The following is a 17,963-nucleotide window of genomic DNA, read 5'->3' as shown; positions in this document are numbered from 1 at the left end:
AGATTTTTGCTTGTCGAGGCGAGTATTGCGTGGAGGGTAATCATGGCCGTGACGAAGCTCGATCAATGGAAGAGCGAGCGCAGGATCAAGACGAGGCCGTTGATCGTCGGCGAAAGGACGCATGTCGTCGAAATCGAGTGCGATCATTGCAGCCGGCATTTCCTCCGGTGGGTATCGACTGCAGCCGCCTATTGGCGCTGTGACGATTGCACCGCCATCGTCTAAGTCACGACCGCTTCCGATGGTTACACGATCAGGATGGCGCGAAAGTCGTTGACGTTCGTTCCGGTCGGACCGGGAACGAAGAGATCGCCGATCGCGTTGAAGGCTGTCCAGGCATCATTGTTTGTGAGCATTTCGGCCGGCGCCATTCCCGCCTCGCGCAGTCGCGCCACCGTACCCGCATCGGCAAAGGCGCCGGCATTGTCTTCGCTGCCGTCGATACCATCCGTGTCGGCGGCCATGGCATAAATCCCGGTGTGGCGGTCGATGTCGATCGCCAGCGACAGCAGGAATTCCGAGTTTCGCCCGCCCTTACCCCTGCCTTTCAGCGTCACCGTCGTTTCTCCGCCGGACAAAAGCACGATCGGCTTGGCGAAGGGACGGTTGCGATGAAGCACTTCGCGGGCGATGGCGGCATGTACATGCGCGGCCTCGCGCGCTTCGCCCTCGATGGCATCGGAGAGTATGGCGGCTTCGATACCGGCAGCACGCGCCACCTCGGCAGCGGCCTCCAGAGAGACGCCGGCGGATGCAATGAGATGGACCTCATTGCCGGCAAAGCGCGGATCGTCCGGGCGGGGAGCATCGGCTTCGGTTTTCTCGATATGGGCGAGAACGGCCGCAGGCAGTTCGATGCGGTAGAGGCGGATAAGGTCGAGCGCGTCGGCGCGCGTGCCCGCACCCGGAACGGTGGGGCCGGAGGCCACCAAAGCAGGATCGTCGCCGGGGATATCCGAAACGACGAGAGAGACGACCTTGGCAGGATGGGCAGCGGCTGCCAGGCGGCCTCCCTTGATGGTCGACAGGTGCTTGCGAATGACATTCATTGCCGAAATCGGTGCGCCTGAGGCAAGCAGCGCCTTGTTGACGGCGATCTCGTCCGCAAGGCTCAGCGCACCGGCCGGCGAGGGCAGCAGCGCCGAGCCACCGCCTGATATCAGGGCGATCACCAGATCATCCTCCGTCAGGCCCTCGACGAGTTTCAACAATCGGCGGGAGGCAACGAGACCTGCTTCATCCGGCACCGGATGGGCAGCTTCGATAATCTCGATCTGGCGGCAGGGGGCGGAAAAGCCATATCGCGTCACCACCAGACCTTCCAGCGGACCATCCCAGCATTGTTCCAGCGCGGCCGCCATCTGGGCTGAACCCTTGCCGGCACCGATGACGATCGTCCGGCCCTTCGGCTTTTTCGGCAGATGCGCACGGATGCCGGTCAGCGGATCGGCGGCGCGAACGGCGGCATCGAACAGCGAGGTCAGGAAGGCGCGGGGATCGGAAACGGTCATGTCGAACTGCCTGTCTGCTAGAGCGTTTGTACGCAATTCCGGACGGAAAACCGCTACGCACTTTTCCTGGAATTGCTCTAAGAGCCTGTAACCATTTGGTGGCTTAACTGGCTGGAAGACGCAAGGGGCGGGAACTGCAATTGTGTCCCGCGCGATGAATCCCTATGTAGAGGGAGAGAGTTTCCCGCTTTTATTTCAAGGATTTTCGACATGGCCGAACTGAAAGTGAAGACGAGGCAGACGGGTGCTACCGCCACGGTCGGCCGCACTGGTTTTCCGCATGTGACCTCGGTGACGGGCGGCGAGATCGACATCGTGACCTCACCGTCGCAGCCCGGTTTCAACCCGCTCGATCTGCTCTATTCTTCGCTGTCGGCCTGCCTGGTTCTTAGCGCCCGCATGGCGGCGAGCAGCCTCGGCGTGCTCGACAAGCTTACCGAAGTCACCGCTGTCGTCACAGGCGAAAAGGCCACAGAAGGCCTGTCCCGCGTCGAGAAATTCAACATCGCCTTCACCATCAAGGGCGATTTCGGCGATGAAATCCGCAACGCGATCGCGCACGCCGCCGAGGATGAGATCTGCACGGTGAGCAACACGATCCGCGGCAATCCGCAGTTTTCGACGACGATTTCTGGGTGAGTTTTGGATTGGGTGGTGAAAGCCCCTCATCCGCCCTGTCGGGCACCTTCTCCCCGTTTTGACGGGGAGAAGGGGATAGCTGCACCAGCGCCGTCCCTCTTTTGCTGCAGAGTTAAGCGAGTTACCGGAATAGTCCCCTCTCCCCGCGTGCGGGGAGAGGGCTAGGGTGAGGGGCTACTTCGTCACTTCGCCGGAAACTCAAATCCTTCAAGATAAGGCCCAAGCTCTGGATCGATATCCACCTTCACGGCATTGTTGTAGATCGCCGTCGCGATCATGATGCCGGCGAAAGCCACGAGATTCGCGAGCGTCGGCTCGTCGTAGCGCGCCTTCAACCGCGTCCAGATTTCTTCGGGAATCGCGTTCGAATCCCTGACGATCGCCTTGCCGAATTCGATCAGCAGGGCTTCGTCTTCTGTCGGGACGATCGCTTCCGGCGTCAGGCCGGCATTGATGAGTGCCCGCCGGAAGAAACCGACCGGGATGATCGAGCGGCATTCGATCGCGATGGCATGGCAAAGCAGCCAGACGGCGCGATCGTCGAGCGCCGGGCGCAGCTCTTCGCGCAGGGGAAACCATTCCGCATAGATCCGATGCGCGACAGGCGAGTGCAGCAATGTCCGCTTCATGTTGGTCATGCGGCCGCGCAGTTGTACTTCGCGATCGTGCTCGGCGCGCACGGCGTCGGAAGCGGTCTCATAGTCGATCGGCGTGATATGGCTCATGTCAGTCTCTTTTACTGGGCTCTCTTACTGCGCGGCGTCGGCGGCAGCCTTGAAGAAGCGGTTTTCCGGGCGCGGCAGGCCGAGGTGTTCGCGCAATGTCGTGCCTTCGTAGTCGCGACGGAAGATGCCGCGGCGCTGCAGCTCTGGAACAACGCGGGTGGTCACGTCAAGCAGACCTTGAGGCAGGAAGGGGAAGACGACGTTGAAACCGTCGGAGCCTTCCTCATGCAGCCACCGTTCCATCTCGTCGGCAATGCTCTCAGGCGTGCCGACGAAGGCGAGGCCGGCATAGCCGCCGAGACGCTGGGCAAGCTGGCGTACGGTGAGTTTTTCGGCTTCGGCAAGCGCGATGACGCGTTCGCGGCCGCTCTTGCTGGCATTGGTCTCCGGAATCTCTGGCAGCGGGCCGTCCGGATCGAATTTGGATGCATCGTGTCCCAGCGCGATCGATAGGGATGCAATCGCGCTATCGTAATGCACGAGGCTGTCGAGCTTTGCTCGTTTCGCCTTCGCTTCCTCGATCGTGTCGCCGACGACGATGAAGGCGGCGGGCAGGATCTTCAGATGATCCGGGTTGCGGCCGATCGCCTTCATTCGTCCCTTGATATCGGCGAAGATCGACTTGCCGTCCGCCAAATTGCGGGGCGCTGCGAAGACCGCTTCTGCGGTTTCGGCGGCGAGCTGGCGGCCGGCATCCGATTGCCCGGCCTGCACGATCACGGGCCAGCCCTGCGGCGGGCGGGCGATGTTGAGCGGGCCGCGAACACTCAGTTCCTCGCCCTTGTGCCCAAGCACATGCATCCGCTCCGGATCGAAGAAGATGCCGCTTTCGGCGTCGTGGAGGAAAGCGTCATCGGCAAAACTGTCCCAGAGGCCGGTGACGACATCGTAGAATTCGCGGGCGCGATGGTAGCGCTCGCCATGTTCCATATGCTCTTCCAGGCCGAAATTGAGGGCGGCATCGGGATTGGAGGTGGTGACGATGTTCCAGCCGGCACGACCGCCGCTGATGTGGTCGAGCGAGGCGAAGCGGCGGGCGATATGATAGGGCAGGTCGAAGGTGGTGGAGGCGGTGGCGACGAGGCCGATCCGGTCGGTGACGGCAGCGAGCGCCGAAAGCAGGGTGAAGGGCTCGAAGGAGGTCACGGTGTGGCTGCGCTTCAGAGCCTCGATCGGCATATTGAGGACAGCCAGGTGATCGGCCATGAAGAAGGCGTCGAATTTCGCCTTTTCCAGTTCCTGCGCGAAGCTCTTGATATGCTGGAAATTGAAGTTGGCGTCCGGATAGGCGCCAGGATAACGCCAGGCACCGGTATGCAGGCTGACGGGACGCATGAAGGCCCCGAGCTTCAATTGCTTCTGTTCGGTCATCGGCTCTCTCTCGAAAATCGTCAGGCTGTCACGACGTCCAAACGGCATCGCCAGCGCAATGATGCATTACGACGTAGGCGTGCCGGCCGCACATTCAAAGAGCCGATTTCGTTTATTTGATCGCTTTCGCAGAATATTCATCCGGCCAGCATTTCCGGGCTGTTCTGCCTGGCGAAAACCTTGGTGAGCCAATCTATGAACACCCGAACCCGTGGCGAAAGCTGGCGGCTGCGCGGATAGAGCATCGAGACAGGCGTTTGCGTCGGCGGATAGTCCTGAAGAACATGCAGCAGCTCACGTGATCGCAATGCTTCCTCGGCGTGGTAGCGCGGGACCTGGATCAGGCCGAGGCCGAGCTTGGCGGCGGCGAAATAGCTCTCGGCCGCGTTGACGGAAATGGTCGCCGGCAGGGTGATTTCGCGCACGGCGCCGTCGATCTGGAATTCCAGCGGCAGCAGCCCGCCCGTTGCGGACGAACGGAACCCGACCATGCGATGGCCGTCGAGTGTGTCGGGATGGGCTGGCATGCCGAAACGTTCAATATAGGTAGGTGCCGCCAGCGTCACTTCCTCCAGCATGGCAACGCGGCGGCCGATCATGTCGCTATCCTGCAGCGTGCCGACGCGCAACACGCAGTCGATCCCCTCGCGGATGAGATCGACGAACCGGTCGCCCTCGGTGATCTGCAATTCGATATCGGGGTAGGTTTCGAGGAAGGACGGCAGATTCGGCAGGACGAAATGCCGGGCGAGCGTTCCATGCACGTCGACGCGCAGCACACCCTTCGGCTTCGCACCGGCAAAGGCGCCTTCGGCATCCTCGATATCCGAAAGGATACGCAGGCAGCGCTGGTAATAGGCCTCGCCGTCGAGCGTCGGGCTGACATGCCGCGTCGTTCGCTGCAGCAGGCGTATGCCGAGCCGAGACTCGAGCTGCTTGATGGCATCCGTCACCGTCGAGCGGGGTAGGCCGGTATCCTCAGCCGCCAAGGTGAAGCTGCGCCGCTCCACGACCCGACAGAACACGCGCATGGCATCGAACCGGTCCATATTATTTGTTCGCCAATTTCGGATAGTGATGCCGATTAATGGCCGATTATCCGCCCCGTGAAAAGGGGCATCTTCTCCTCATCGAAACGCGCTGCGGCGCAACCCAACGAAGGATGAGGAAAATGAGCAGCAATTCCAAAAAGGTAGCGATCGTCACCGGCGCATCCCGCGGCATTGGCGCCGCGATCGCCGAGCGCCTGGTCGAGGATGGCTTCACCGTCGTCATCAACTATTCCGGCAGCGAGGCCGCCGCCGAGGAACTGGCCCGCAAGATCGAGGAAAAGGGCGGCAAGGCGCTGACGGCGAAAGCCGATGTTTCCGATGTCGAGGCCGTGCGTCGCATGTTCGATGCGGCCGAAGCAGCCTTCGGCGGCGTCGACGTCCTCGTCAACAATGCCGGCATCATGCAGCTTGCCAAGATTGCCGATGCTGACGACGCACATTTCGACCGTCACATCGCGATCAACCTCAAGGGTACGTTCAACACCCTGCGCGAAGCCGGCAAGCGCCTGCGCGACGGCGGCCGCATCGTCAACTTCTCGACCAGCATCGTCGGCCTCAAGCTCGAAACCTATGGCGTCTATGCTGCGACGAAGGCGGCGGTCGAGCTCATGACCGGCATCATGGCGAAGGAGATGCGCGGCCGCTCGATCACGGTCAATGCGGTTGCTCCCGGCCCGACGGCCACGGATCTGTTCCTGAACGGCAAGAGCGATGAGCTCATCGACCGCATGGCTAAAATGAACCCGCTGGAGCGTCTGGGCACGCCGCAGGATATCGCCGCTGCCGTCTCCTTCCTCGTCGGCCCGGACGGCGGCTGGATCAACGGTCAGACGCTGCGCGCCAATGGCGGCATGATCTGAGCCAACGAGGCGGCAGGTAGTACCTGCCGCCGACCTCCCATCGCATCAATCGTCAACAACGGCCAATCCAGTAAAGGAACACGACCATGAGCAAGCAGGTCATCGTAATCACTGGCGCGTCGAGCGGTTTCGGCGCTCTGACGGCACGCGCTCTCGCCAAGGCAGGGCATACGGTCTATGCGGGCATTCGCGAAACCAAGGGGCGCAATGCGGCGCAGGTCGAGGCGGCAGCGGCATTTGCAAAGGAGAACGGCGTCGATCTTAGAACCGTCGAGCTCGATGTCGCATCGGATGCGTCGGTGGAGGCTGGCATTGCCGCCGTCATCGCCGAGCAGGGCCGCATCGACACTATCATCCACAATGCCGGCCATATGTCCTTCGGCCCGGCCGAGGCCTTCACGCCGGAGCAGTTCGCTGAACTCTACGACATCAACGTGCTCAGCACCCAGCGCGTCAATTGCGCCGTGCTGCCCCACATGCGCAGGCAAGGGAAGGGGCTGGTCGTGTGGGTCTCCTCGTCCAGCACGCGCGGCGGCACGCCGCCCTACCTCTCGCCTTATTTCGCAGCCAAGGCCGCCATGGACTCGCTTGCCGTTTCCTATGCGTCCGAGCTGACCCGCTGGGGCATCGAGACCGCCATCATCGTTCCCGGCGCCTTCACGAAGGGCACGAACCACTTTGCCCATTCCGGCTCACCGGCCGACAAGGTGCGCGCCGCCGAATATGACAACGGTCCCTATGCCGGCGTTCCCGACCTGGCGTTGAAGGGGCTGGCCTCGCTGGAACCGGCCGATGCCGATGCAGCCTCGGTTGCCGCCGCAATCGTCGATGTCATCGATATGCCGTTTGGCACTCGGCCATTCCGTACCCATATAGATCCTTCAGAGGATGGCGCAGAGATCGTCAACGGTGTTGCCGACCGGGTTCGCGCAGAGCTCTTCCGGCGCATCGGTCTGGAGGATCTCTTGAAGCCACACGCAAAGGCCTGAGGCTCGCGCTCGTCCCTCGAACGTGTCAAATCGCCGCTTCTGTGCCACAGAAGCGGCGATCTCTTGCGTGCATCAGGGCTATTTTGCGTTGTACAGCATTCCAAGCCTTAGATTTTCGTACTAAAGCGATTCCTTCAGAGGGTCGGGAGATATCCATGGACGCGAAGGACATTGGCGAAATTGCCAGCTGGCTCATGCAGGCCGGCCTCAAGGGTATGACGGAAGTCGATATCCTCTCGGGTTTCTGCGAGCAGTGCTGTCTGCATGGCCTCAAGCTTGATCGGGCCATGGCGCTGATGGATACGCTGCACCCGGTCTATGAGGGCCGTGCCTTCCGCTGGGACGGCAATCAGGTGATCGAGCGCGAGTTCGAATATGGCCCGTCTCATCAGGGGATCGCCTCCGAAAACTGGCAGCGTTCCGCCTTCTATCACATGCTGACGACCGGTGACGACGAGGTGCGCCGGCGGATCGGCTTCGGAGAACCGACGGATTTCTACGGGCTCGACACGCTGCTGGCTGACGGCCACACCGACTACATCGCCATGATCCACCGTTTCGAAGAGGGCGGTACGATCGGTGAGATGGATTGCTTCTATTCCAACTTTGCCACGGCAGCCGAAGTGGGTTTCCCGGAGGAGGATTTACGCGTGCTGCACAAGCTGACGCCGGCGCTGGCGTTGGCAATTAAATGTACTGGCATGAGCCGCATCGCCCGTACCATTGCCGAAGTCTATCTCGGCGAGGATGCGGCTCGACATGTGCTTGAAGGCAAGATAACCCGAGGTAAGACGGAGCGTATCTCGGCTGCCCTCTGGTTTTCCGATCTCGCCAACTACACGCGCATCTCGGATACGGCGGAGCCGGACGAAATCATCCCGATGTTGAATGCTTATGCGGATGCAGTCATCTCCTCGATCCACGAGGCGGGCGGCAATGTGTTGAAGCTGATCGGCGACGGTACGCTGGCGATCTTCAAGGCCCGGAATTCCGCCGATGCCTGTGCTGCTGCGCTGATGGCGGAATCGCTGCTGCGTCAACGGCTGCGCGATCTCAATTCGCAGCGTCAGATCGAAGGCAGGCCCGTGACCGAGGTCTATCTCGGCCTGCACATCGGCGATGTCTTCTATGGCAATATCGGCAGTATGGACCGGCTGGATTTCACCGTCATCGGTCCTGCGGTCAACGAGGTCAGCCGCATCGCCTCGATGTGCCGGTCGGCCGACCGCAACATTCTGATGTCGGCGAATTTCGTCGAGGCATTGTCAGGTCAGCAGAGCAATGATCTTGTCTCCGTCGGCCGTTACGCGCTGCGCGGCGTCAAGCGGCCGCAGGAACTGTTTACACTGCTCTCTTCGGCCGCCTGATAGTCTGAGCAGCCGTTTTCAGCGACGTCCTGCTGCAAACATCGGTCCGCCCTTGCTTGAGGGGAAGCCATAACCGTTGATCATGACGAGGTCGATATCGCTCGCGCGTGCGGCGATGCCTCGCGAAAGCAGGGCGCTGCCTTCATCGACCATGGCCTTCAGCAGGCGGCTGACGATTTCGTCTGCGGTGAAGCGCTTCGGCACGATGTCCTTCTCGGCGCGGGCGGCGTCGATCATCTCGGTCACCGTTGGATCGACGGTACGCTTGCCGTCGGGATAGGCGTACCAGCCAAGGCCGGTCTTCTGGCCGAAGCGGCCGGCTTCGCAGAGCCGGTCGGCGATGACGACGTAGCGCTCGGCCGGATCGCGGGTTGCGGCCTGCCGTTTGCGGCGCGCCCAGGCGATTTCCAGACCCGCCATGTCGAAGACGGCGAACGGCCCCATCGGAAAGCCATAGGCTTCCAGAGCTGCATCGATCTCCTGCGGTAACGCGCCATCCTCGACCATGTATTCCGCCTCGCGGCGATAGGCGGAGAAGATGCTGTTGCCGATGAAGCCTTCCGCGACGCCGGAGACGATCGGCAGCTTGCCGAGCCGTTTTGCGAGGCCAAGAGCTGTTACCAGCACGTCCGGCGCGGTCTCTCTGCAGTTCACCACTTCCAGCAGCCGCATGATATGCGCCGGCGAGAAGAAATGCAGGCCGACAATCCGTTCGGGCCGCTGTGTTGCGGCGGCGATAACATCTGGGTCGAGATAGCTGGTATTGGTCGCAAGGATCGCATCGGCGCGAACGATCGTATCGAGGCGCTGGAACAGTTCGGTCTTGACGGCGAGATCGTCGAAGACAGCTTCGATAATTATGTCGGCCTGCGCCAGTTGCTGCATGTCTGCTGTGACGGTCAACCGGCTCACGCGGTCCTCACGACCGGCAGCGTCGAGACGGCCGGATTGCACGGCCTTGTCGAGCAGACCTGCGATCCGGTCGCGGCCCTTTGCTGCCGCTTCGGCATTCTGCTCGACGCCGATGACGCGGTAGCCGCCGTTGAGTGCTGAGACGGCGATGCCCGAGCCCATCAGGCCGGTGCCGACGATGCCGATGGTTTCGATCTTGCGCGGGGCAACTGCCTCCAGTCCCTCAACCTTGCCGGCGGCGCGCTCCGCGAAAAAGACATGGCGCAATGCTGCGGCCTCTTCGCTGTCGCGAAGCGCGATGAAGGTACGGCGTTCCTCCGCCAGCCCCTCCGACAATGGAGCGGTTGCGGCGAAACGGACGAGACGGACGGCCTCGGCGGGTGCGCGCTGGCCGCGCGCCTTGCGCAATGCGTCCGCTGCGGCCTTGTCGACGGCTTCGAGCGTTTCCGAAGGGACGGACAAAAGGCCGGTACGGCGCAAGCTGGAGGCGTCTATTGCCTTGATATCCGCAAAGGCATCAGGGAGCAAAGTATCGCCCGATACGCCATCGATGATGCCGAGTTTCAGCGCCTCGGCGGCGGATATGATGCGGCCATTGGCGATCATATCGATGGCGGCGGCGATGCCGGTGAGCCGGGGCAGGCGCTGCGTGCCGCCGGCACCCGGCACGATGCCGAGCTTGACTTCGGGAAGGCCGAGCTTCGCAGTCGGCGCGGCAAGGCGGCGATGGCAGGCAAGCGCCACTTCCAGGCCACCACCGAGCGCCACCCCATTGATCGCGGCAACAACCGGCTTCCCAAGGGCTTCGATGCGGGAGATGACATCAGGAAGATGCGGCTCGATCGGCGGCTTGCCGAATTCCTTGATGTCGGCGCCGCCGATGAAGCTGCTGCCTGCTCCGGTCAGGACGACGCCGGCGACATCCACACTCTGTTCGGCATGATCGAACGCGGCCATCAGGCCGGCCCGGACATCCGCCGAGAGCGCGTTGACGGGCGGGTTGTCGATGGTGACGATAAGGATCCCGTCGGCCAGCGCCGCCGAGATGGTGTCCGAAAAGCGCAATGCCGACATGATATGCCCTGCCTGTCCGATGTTATTCCGGGATCACCGCGGTCGCCTGGATCTCGATCTTGGCGCGATCCTCGACGAGAGCGACCACCTGCACCGCAGCCATGGCCGGGAAGTGCCGGCCGATGATCTCGCGATAGGCCTGGCCGAGCCCCTTCAGGTTGCCGAGATATTCCTGCTTGTCGGTGAAATACCAGGTCATCGATGTGATGTGCTTCGGCTCGGCGCCCCCTTCGGCGAGGATGGCGACGACATTCTTCAATGTCTGGCGCACCTGTTCGACGAAATCGTCACTTTCGAATTCGCAGGCGGCATTCCAGCCGATCTGACCGCCGACGAACACCGTGCGGCCCGTCGCCGCTACGCCATTGGCATAGCCGATCGGCTTGGCCCAGCCTTCAGGTTGCAGGATGGTGTGCATCGGTCGTCTCCAGATGAGAGGTCAGCGCAGCGCGGATGTCATCCGGCCATTCCATTGATGTATGCGTATCGAGCGAGGTGGCGACGACACGGTGTCTGGCCGTCCACAGCACATGGCCGTTTGCCGAGACCTGGTGTTGCAGATCGAGCGAAGAGCGGCCGACGCCGTGCACTGAAAGCACGAATTCGAGGTCGTCGCCCTGCAGGCCGGGTTTCACGAAGGTCAGGTCGAGCCGCACGGTGGGGACACCGATGCGGCGGTCGTCGATCAGCTTTCGCCAGGGAAAGCCGATCGAGGCGAAATAGTCTTCCAGCACCCCGACGAGGATGTTCAGATAGGAGGGGAAATAGGCGATCCCGGAGGGATCGCAATCTCCAAAACGCAGGGGTCTGGTGGTCTTGAACGCCAAGGCGGGCCTCAGTTCGAAAAAGCGGCAATGCCGGTGATGGCGCGGCCGAGGATGAGGGCGTGGATATCGTGCGTGCCCTCATAGGTGTTGACCACTTCGAGGTTGACGAGATGGCGCGCAATGCCGAACTCATCCGAGATACCGTTACCACCCAGCATGTCGCGGGCGGCGCGAGCGATATCCAGCGCCTTGCCGCAGCTGTTACGCTTGAGGATGGAGGTGAGTTCCACCGGCGGATGACCTTCTTCCTTCATGCGGCCGAGACGCAGGCAGCCCTGCAGGCCGAGCGTGATCTCGGTCACCATGTCGGCAAGCTTCTTCTGGATCAGCTGGTTGGCGGCAAGGGGGCGGCCGAACTGCTTGCGGTCGAGCACATACTGGCGCGCCTTGGCGTAGCAATCCTCTGCAGCGCCGAGCGCACCCCAGGCAATGCCGAAACGTGCGGAGTTGAGGCAGGTGAACGGACCCTTGAGGCCGGATACGTTCGGCATCAGGTTTTCTTCCGGCACGAAGACATTATCCATCACGACTTCGCCGGTGATAGATGCGCGCAGGCCCACCTTGCCGTGGATGGCGGGGGCGGACAGGCCCTTCCAGCCCTTTTCGAGGATGAAGCCGCGGATGAGGCCATCCTCGGTCTTGGCCCAGACGACGAAGACATCGGCGATCGGTGCGTTCGAGATCCAGGTCTTGGCGCCGGTCAGGCTGTAGCCGCCGTCGACCTTCTTTGCGCGCGTGACCATCGAGCCGGGATCGGAGCCGTGGTTCGGCTCAGTGAGGCCGAAGCAGCCGATCCATTCGCCGGTTGCGAGTTTCGGCAGGTACTTCTGCTTTTGCGCTTCCGAGCCGAAGGTTTCGATCGGCACCATGACGAGCGACGACTGAACGCTCATCATCGAGCGGTAGCCGCTGTCGACGCGTTCGACTTCGCGGGCTATCAGGCCGTAGGCGACATAGCTGAGGCCGGCGCCGCCATATTCCGGGGAGATCGTCGGACCAAGCAAGCCGAGCTCACCCATTTCGCGGAAGATCGCCGGATCGGTCTTTTCGTGGCGGAAAGCATCAAGGACGCGGGGCGCGAGCTTTTCCTGTGCGTAGGAATGCGCGGTATCCAGCACCATGCGTTCGTCGTCGCTCAGCTGCTCGGTCAGCCGGAACGGGTCTGCCCAGTCAAAAATCTCGCGGCTCATGTGCATATCTCCCATCAATTTGTTTTAAGAAGTTCGCGCGCAACGATGAGTTTTTGAACTTCAGTCGCACCTTCATAGATGCGAAGCGCGCGGATCTCCCGATAGAGTTTTTCCGTTATCTCGCCCGATTTCACGCCGCGTCCGCCAAAGAGCTGGACGGCGCGGTCGATGACGCTTTGCGCGGTTTCCGTCGCCGTCATCTTGGCCATGGCCGCCTCGCGCGTCGTCGGCAAGCGCTGCACGTCGCGACGCCAGGCCGCCCGATAGGTGAGCAGTGCCGCCGCGTCGATGCCGGTCGCCATATCGCCGAGGGCGGCCTGCGTCAACTGAAGGTCGGCCAGGGCGGCGCCGAACATCGGACGTGCGCGTGCGTGCGCCAGCGATTCATCCAATGCCCGGCGGGCAAAGCCGAGGCCTGCAGCGGCGACCGAGGCGCGGAAGATATCGAGCGTGCGCATGGCGATCTTGAAGCCTTCGCCAGCTGCGCCGAGACGGCGCGACGCGGGAATGCGGCAGTTCTCAAAACGGATCGTTGCCAGCGGATGCGGCGCGATCACCTCGATGCGTTCGGCAATCGAGAAGCCGGGATCGTCGGCAAAGACGACGAAGGCGGAAATGCCGCGAGTGCCCGGCGCTTCGCCGGTGCGGGCGAAGACCGTGTAGACGTCGGCAATGCCGCCATTGGAAATCCAGGTCTTCTCGCCATCGAGGACATAGTGGTCGCCGTTAAGACGGGCGGCGCAGCTCATCGCGGCCACGTCGGAGCCGGCATCCTTTTCCGACAATGCGAAAGCGGCAAGCCAATCGCCGGAGCGCACCTTGGGCAGAACCGCCGAACGCAGCTCGGGCGAGCCGGAGAGGCCGATCGCGCCGGTTCCAAGCCCCTGCATGGCAAAGGCGAAATCGGCAAGGCCGTCATGCCAGGCGAGCGTTTCGCGGGCGAGGCAGACCATGCGGGAATCGATCAGCGGTTCGCTGTCCGACGAGCCGGTCGCGGCGGTCAGAAGTCCGGCTTCGCCCAGCGCCTTGACCAACTTGCGGCACGCGCCATCGACATCGGCGTGATCGATCGAAGCCATGAGGCCGGACTTTGCGAAGGCATCGACCTCGGCGGCGAAATGGTGATGGCGTTCCTCGAAGAAGGGCCAATCCAGATGATCGCGGGTTGGGCCGGCGAGGCTGCTTGCTGTCGACATCGCCTCAGTCCCCCTGAAATTCCGGGCGGCGCTTGGCGGCGAAGGCTTCGAAGGCACGACGGAAATCCTGCGTCGCCATGCAGATCGCCTGTGCCTGCGCTTCGGATTCGATCATCTCCTCGATGCCCATCGCCCATTCCTGGTTCAGCATCGTCTTGGTCATGCCATGGGCGAACCAGGGACCATCGGCCAGCGAGCGGGCGAGCCTGACCGCTTCAGCTTCCAGATCGGTGCTGGAGTGCAAGCCGTTATAGAAGCCCCAGGCCTGTCCTTCCGCTGCCGTCATCGAGCGGCCGGTAAAGAGAAGCTCGGCGGCGCGGCCCTGGCCGATGATGCGGGGCAGGATGCCGCAGGCGCCCATATCGGCACCGGCCAGACCGACACGGGTGAAGAGGAACGCAGTCTTTGCTTCCGGCGTCGCGAGCCTCAGGTCGGAGGCCATGGCGAGAATTGCGCCGGCGCCGGCGCAGATGCCGTCCACTGCCGTGATGATTGGCTGCGGGCATTTGCGCATCGCCTTGACGAGGTCGCCGGTCATGCGCGTGAAGGCCAGGAGCTCCGGCATCGCCATGCGGGTCAGCGGCTCGATGATCTCGAAGACGTCGCCGCCGGAGGAGAAATTGCCGCCCGCACCTGTCAGCACGATGGCGCGGATATCCGATGCGTAGGCGAGATCGCGGAAGAGATCGCGCAGCTCGGCATAGCTGTCGAAGGTCAGCGGGTTCTTACGCTCCGGGCGGTTCAGGCGGATGGTGGCGACGCGGCCGTCTTCGCTGACATCCCAGAGGAAGTGCTCCGGCTTATAATCCTTGAAGGGCTTCAGGTGTCCCCGCATCGTCATGTCCCGATCGCTCATCGCGTTCAAATCTCCCCACCGGCAACTGCGATTGCCTGCCCATTGATCGATGCCGCGGCCGGTGAGGCGAGCCAAAGCACGGTGTCGGCGACCTCTTCCGGCTTGACGAGCCGTCCCTGCGGATTGGATTTCGTGAACTCGCCGAGTGCCTGCTCGGCCGTGCGCCCGGTCTTGGCGACGATCGTCTCGATCGAGCGCTGGATGATCGGCGTATCGGTAAAACCGGGGCAGACGGCATTGACCGTGATGCCGGTTTTCGCCAGTTCCAGCGCCAGCGAGCGGGTCAGCCCGACGACGCCATGCTTGGCGGCCACGTAAGCCGAGACGTAGCCATATCCCTTCAGACCAGCCGTCGAGGCGATGTTGATGATGCGCGCGCCGTGGCCGCGGGCTTTCAGGTCGGGAAGGGCTGCCTGCGTCACCACGAAAACACCCGTCAGGTCCACCGAGAGGACGTGGTTCCAGGCCTCAAGACTTGTCTTCTCGAAAGGCGCGCTCGGCGCTTCGCCGGCGTTGTTGATGAGAATATCGACGGGGCCGAATTTTTCGCGCGCTTTGGCAAGACCTTGGGCTACGGCTTCGGGGTTGGTGACATCGAAGCCATCGATCACGAAAGCATGCGCGCCGATCTCGGCGGCAACCGCTTCCAGCGGCTCTCTGCGACGACCGGCGAGGCTGACATGCGCACCTTCAGCGGCAAGCGCCCTGGTGATCGCGGCACCAATGCCGCTGCCGGCCCCGGTGACGAGGGCGTGACGGCCGGCGAGTTTGCCCAAAGTCGTCATCTCATCCTCATTTCGCCGGTGCTGCCGTGGCGGCGCGGGCGAGGTTTGTTTCATACTGAGTCTTGCCGGAAAGATATTGCTTCGGCCAGGGAATGGAAGTCAGGCCGATCTTGGCGGCTTCATGCAGCGACCAGGCCGGGTCCGCCAGATGCGGGCGGGCGACGGCGCAGAGATCGGCGCGGCCGGCGGCAATGATCGAATTGGCATGATCGGCCTCGGAGATCGCACCGACTGCAATCGTCGGGATGCCGATTTCGTTGCGGATCTTGTCGGAGAAGGGCGTCTGGAACAGGCGGCCGTAAACGGGCTTTTCCTGCTTGGAGACCTGGCCCGAAGAGCAGTCGATCAGGTCGGCGCCGGCTTCCTTGAACATGCGCGCGAAGATCGCCGCATCTTCCGGCGTGTTGCCGCCGTCTGTCCAGTCATGGCAGGAGAGGCGGATCGAGATCGGCTTGTCCGCCGGCCAGATGGCACGCATCGCATGGAAGATTTCAAGGGGGTACCGGGCGCGGTTTTCATGGCTGCCGCCATACTCGTCGTCGCGCAGATTGGTCAGCGGTGAGAGAAAACTCGACAGCAGATAGCCGTGGGCGCAATGCAGCTCCAGCCAGTCGGCGCCGGTCTCGACCGCCAGCTCCGTCGAACGGATGAAGTCGGCCTTCACGCGCTCCATATCGGCGCGATCCATGGCCTTCGGCACCTGGCTGTTCTTGAGGTAGGGAACTGATGATGCGGAGATCAGCGGCCATTCACCTTCGGCTAATGGCTGGTCGATGCCTTCCCAGGCGAGTTTCGTCGCGCCCTTGCGACCGGCATGGCCGATCTGGATGCCGACCTTGGCGGCACTGCTCGTATGGACGAAGTCGACGAGCCGCTTCCACTGTGCCGCCTGCTCTTCGTTCCAGAGCCCGAGGCAGCCGGGGGTGATGCGGGCGTCCGGCGTGACGCAGGTCATTTCTGCGAAGATCAGGCCGGCGCCGCCGAGGGCGCGCGAGCCGAGATGGATGATGTGGAAATCGTTCATCACACCGTCGGTAGCCGAATACATTGCCATCGGCGAGACGACGATGCGGTTGACGAGCTTGATATCGCGCAGCTGGTAAGGCGTGAACATCGGCGGCAGGCAGCGATCGTTGCCGACGGCAAGGCCGGATTTCTCGGCGAACCAGCGCTCATAGCCTTCGAGCCAGGTCTTGTCGCGCAGCCGCAGATTTTCGTGGCTGATGCGCTGCGAGCGGGTCAGCATCGAATACATGAATTGCGGCGGCTCAAGCGTATCCGCGTAACGGCGGCCGACGACCTCGAACCATTCCATTGCGTTGCGGGCGGCATTCTGGATGCGGGCGACGTCGACGCGGCGGATTTCCTCATAGGTTTCAAGGACCGCCGGAATCTTGTCCTTCTCGTGGCCGTGGATCTGGAATTGCCGGGTCAGTTCGATCGCATCGTCGATGGCGAGCTTGGTGCCGGAGCCGATGGCGAAATGGGCGGTATGGGCTGCATCGCCCATCAGCACGACATGGGAGTTGCCGTTGAAATGGCTCCACTTGCCGCAGATCAGGCGGTTGAAGTTCAACCAGGCCGAGCCACGGATATGGCGGGCGTTGGTCATCAGCGAGGCGCCTTCGAGCACTTCGGAGAACAGGTTTTCGCAGAAGGCGATGGAGCCGTCCTGGTCGATCTTGTCCAGCCCGTGGGCGAGATAGGCTTCTTCCGTCGTCTCGACGATGAAGGTCGAGGTCTTGTCGTCGAACTTGTAGATATGCGCCTGGAACCAGCCGTGATCGGTGCGGCGGAAATCAAAGGTGAAGGCGTCGAACAGCTTGTTGGTACCGAGCCAGATATAGCGGTTCGGCCGGGTGATCATATCCGGCTGGAAGATCTCGGGATAATGATTGCGGATCCTCGAATTGAGGCCGTCCGAACCGATCACGAGATCGGCGTCCGGATAATCGAGATCGGAATTGACGTCGGTTTCGAAGATCAATTCGACATCCAGCGCCTCACAGCGCTTCTGCAGGATGTTCAGAAGCTTCTTGCGGCCGATGCCGACGAAGCCGTGGCCCGATGTGCGCTGGCGCGTGCCCTTGAACAGGACTTCGATATCATCCCAATGGTTGAAGGCGTCTTCTATTTCGGCCGCGCTCTCCGGGTCCCATTCGCGCATCGAAACCATGGTCGCGTCGGAGAAGACGACGCCCCAGCCGAAGGTGTCATAGGGACGGTTGCGCTCGACGACGCGGATCGAATGTTCCGGATGGAGCTTCTTCATCAGAAGCGCGAAGTAGAGCCCTGCGGGGCCGCCGCCGATACAGACGATGCGCATCGCTTTTCCCTCCTCTTCAGGCCGGAGCCGATCTCGAAATCATTTAAACTTAAAATATCTCGTCACGGCCATTCGTCAAGGGTTTTTCCGCCGGCATAGACGGCCGACCGATGGCCACATTACCACGAAAAATGGAAATTATCTTTTTGAATCAATGGAAAATCAAAAATATTTTAGGCTTAAAATTTCTTGCTTGAACATTGACCGCGTCAGTGCGATCTTTTTCGCAACGCTACAGGCGCTGCGGGGGAAACCAGCCATGATGGCGATTTGATCGATAAGA

The 17,963-nt window shown here is 62.1% G+C and carries 18 protein-coding genes; 6 read left to right on the top strand and 12 right to left on the bottom strand.

Annotation, left to right across the window (positions count from 1 at the left end):
* Positions 1–42: 42 nt before the first annotated feature.
* Complete coding sequence (locus tag AC13Q5_RS09825; RefSeq protein WP_075851511.1) at positions 43–225, top strand: hypothetical protein; 183 nt, start codon at positions 43–45, stop codon at positions 223–225.
* A gap of 20 nt (positions 226–245) precedes the next feature.
* Here the strand turns inward: AC13Q5_RS09825 and AC13Q5_RS09820 are convergent, their stop codons facing one another.
* Positions 246–1,511, bottom strand: coding sequence for a glycerate kinase type-2 family protein (locus AC13Q5_RS09820; RefSeq protein WP_488501548.1), 1,266 nt, complete (start codon positions 1,509–1,511; stop codon positions 246–248).
* A 210-nt stretch (positions 1,512–1,721) separates the two neighbouring features.
* Between AC13Q5_RS09820 and AC13Q5_RS09815 the strand changes: the two genes are divergently transcribed.
* Entirely contained in the window at positions 1,722–2,150 is a 429-nt protein-coding gene (locus AC13Q5_RS09815; RefSeq protein WP_075851509.1) for an OsmC family protein, read from the top strand.
* Positions 2,151–2,332: 182 nt separating this feature from the next.
* On the opposite strand, the gene AC13Q5_RS09810 is transcribed toward AC13Q5_RS09815, so the two are convergent.
* From AC13Q5_RS09810 to AC13Q5_RS09800, 3 genes are all read right to left on the bottom strand, one after another.
* Positions 2,333–2,875: a carboxymuconolactone decarboxylase family protein gene (locus AC13Q5_RS09810; RefSeq protein WP_488501547.1), complete on the bottom strand. Its 543-nt coding sequence runs from the start codon at positions 2,873–2,875 to the stop codon at positions 2,333–2,335.
* A 24-nt stretch (positions 2,876–2,899) separates the two neighbouring features.
* Complete coding sequence (locus tag AC13Q5_RS09805) at positions 2,900–4,246, bottom strand: LLM class flavin-dependent oxidoreductase (protein WP_075851507.1); 1,347 nt, start codon at positions 4,244–4,246, stop codon at positions 2,900–2,902.
* 137 nt (positions 4,247–4,383) lie between these two features.
* Positions 4,384–5,295 (bottom strand): LysR family transcriptional regulator, encoded by a 912-nt coding sequence (locus AC13Q5_RS09800; RefSeq protein ID WP_488501546.1) that lies wholly within the window; start codon positions 5,293–5,295, stop codon positions 4,384–4,386.
* Between the two features lie 122 nt (positions 5,296–5,417).
* Here AC13Q5_RS09800 and AC13Q5_RS09795 point away from each other — a divergent pair, with 122 nt between their 5' ends.
* The 3 genes from AC13Q5_RS09795 to AC13Q5_RS09785 all read left to right on the top strand — a co-directional run bounded on the left by AC13Q5_RS09795 (position 5,418) and on the right by AC13Q5_RS09785 (position 8,514).
* Positions 5,418–6,158, top strand: a complete 741-nt coding sequence (locus AC13Q5_RS09795) for an SDR family oxidoreductase (protein WP_488501545.1) — start codon at positions 5,418–5,420, stop codon at positions 6,156–6,158.
* 86 nt (positions 6,159–6,244) lie between these two features.
* On the top strand, positions 6,245–7,147 hold the full coding sequence (locus AC13Q5_RS09790) for an SDR family oxidoreductase (RefSeq protein WP_488501544.1): 903 nt from the start codon (positions 6,245–6,247) through the stop codon (positions 7,145–7,147).
* Positions 7,148–7,302: 155 nt separating this feature from the next.
* Positions 7,303–8,514 (top strand): adenylate/guanylate cyclase domain-containing protein, encoded by a 1,212-nt coding sequence (locus tag AC13Q5_RS09785; protein ID WP_488501543.1) that lies wholly within the window; start codon positions 7,303–7,305, stop codon positions 8,512–8,514.
* Between the two features lie 18 nt (positions 8,515–8,532).
* Here AC13Q5_RS09785 and AC13Q5_RS09780 read toward each other — a convergent pair whose 3' ends face one another.
* Genes AC13Q5_RS09780 through AC13Q5_RS09745 form a run of 8 tightly spaced genes read right to left on the bottom strand, consistent with a single transcriptional unit; the run spans position 8,533 to position 17,680 of the window.
* A complete protein-coding gene (locus tag AC13Q5_RS09780; protein WP_488501542.1) occupies positions 8,533–10,500 on the bottom strand; it encodes a 3-hydroxyacyl-CoA dehydrogenase NAD-binding domain-containing protein in 1,968 nt (655 codons plus the stop codon).
* Positions 10,501–10,522: 22 nt separating this feature from the next.
* Positions 10,523–10,918, bottom strand: coding sequence for a RidA family protein (locus AC13Q5_RS09775; protein ID WP_075851502.1), 396 nt, complete (start codon positions 10,916–10,918; stop codon positions 10,523–10,525).
* Positions 10,896–11,327 carry an acyl-CoA thioesterase gene (locus AC13Q5_RS09770; protein ID WP_488501541.1) on the bottom strand — a complete coding sequence of 144 codons (432 nt, stop codon included), beginning with the start codon at positions 11,325–11,327 and terminating at the stop codon, positions 10,896–10,898. The genes AC13Q5_RS09775 and AC13Q5_RS09770 overlap by 23 nt, the downstream gene beginning before the upstream one ends.
* Before the next feature lie 8 nt (positions 11,328–11,335).
* Entirely contained in the window at positions 11,336–12,523 is a 1,188-nt protein-coding gene (locus tag AC13Q5_RS09765; RefSeq protein ID WP_075851500.1) for an acyl-CoA dehydrogenase, read from the bottom strand.
* A gap of 8 nt (positions 12,524–12,531) precedes the next feature.
* Positions 12,532–13,713, bottom strand: coding sequence for an acyl-CoA dehydrogenase family protein (locus AC13Q5_RS09760; protein ID WP_488501540.1), 1,182 nt, complete (start codon positions 13,711–13,713; stop codon positions 12,532–12,534).
* Positions 13,714–13,717: 4 nt separating this feature from the next.
* Positions 13,718–14,569 carry an enoyl-CoA hydratase family protein gene (locus tag AC13Q5_RS09755; RefSeq protein WP_488501539.1) on the bottom strand — a complete coding sequence of 284 codons (852 nt, stop codon included), beginning with the start codon at positions 14,567–14,569 and terminating at the stop codon, positions 13,718–13,720.
* A gap of 5 nt (positions 14,570–14,574) precedes the next feature.
* The gene (locus tag AC13Q5_RS09750) at positions 14,575–15,354 is read right to left on the bottom strand and encodes an SDR family NAD(P)-dependent oxidoreductase (RefSeq protein ID WP_488501538.1); all 780 of its coding nucleotides are present in this window, start codon (positions 15,352–15,354) and stop codon (positions 14,575–14,577) included.
* A 7-nt stretch (positions 15,355–15,361) separates the two neighbouring features.
* Entirely contained in the window at positions 15,362–17,680 is a 2,319-nt protein-coding gene (locus AC13Q5_RS09745; protein ID WP_488501537.1) for a bifunctional salicylyl-CoA 5-hydroxylase/oxidoreductase, read from the bottom strand.
* On the opposite strand from AC13Q5_RS09745, the gene AC13Q5_RS09740 reads away from it, so the two are divergent.
* Positions 17,673–17,954 (top strand): hypothetical protein, encoded by a 282-nt coding sequence (locus tag AC13Q5_RS09740; protein WP_488501536.1) that lies wholly within the window; start codon positions 17,673–17,675, stop codon positions 17,952–17,954. The two genes, AC13Q5_RS09745 and AC13Q5_RS09740, sit on opposite strands and share 8 nt — an antisense overlap.
* Positions 17,955–17,963: the final 9 nt, after the last annotated feature.

The organism is Martinezella sp. CNPSo 3964 (assembly GCF_057784375.1).
This window is presented reverse-complemented; position numbering and strand designations above follow the sequence as displayed.